Source organism: Pseudomonas sp. SIMBA_041 (assembly GCF_046535095.1).
Lineage (GTDB): Bacteria > Pseudomonadota > Gammaproteobacteria > Pseudomonadales > Pseudomonadaceae > Aquipseudomonas > Aquipseudomonas mucoides.
Genome location: NZ_JAWRXJ010000157.1, coordinates 1 through 298 on the forward strand (window position 1 = coordinate 1; position 298 = coordinate 298).

Annotated in this window: 1 protein-coding gene; it reads left to right on the forward strand. The window is 39.3% G+C overall.

Features of this window, described 5'->3' with window-relative positions; genetic code table 11:
* Window positions 1–298, forward strand: a 298-nt coding sequence (locus SB725_RS30660; protein ID WP_410923116.1) for a hypothetical protein, incomplete at both ends; no start/stop codon positions are given.

Here is a 298-nt window from a genome sequence, read left to right on the forward strand (position 1 = left end):
TATAAGTGGAATAAATGAAACTAATTTTTTGGCGATGATGTACAGGTACATTCCTGAAGCCAAAGGAAAAATTTTTAGGGGATTAGCAGGAGAATATGAATTCTTCACTAAAATTCTTGAAACAAAAACGCTTGCAACCGAGCAACAAACCACCCAGTTATATGATGCAATGCAGGCTGCAGGATTTCAGATAGAGCCTGAATTATTGGATTTAAACCATAGTACCGAGATCGGTCAGGAGATGCTTACATTGGCAGACCAACTTATCTTTTCAGTGATGGTGCCAGGAAAGTTCGGC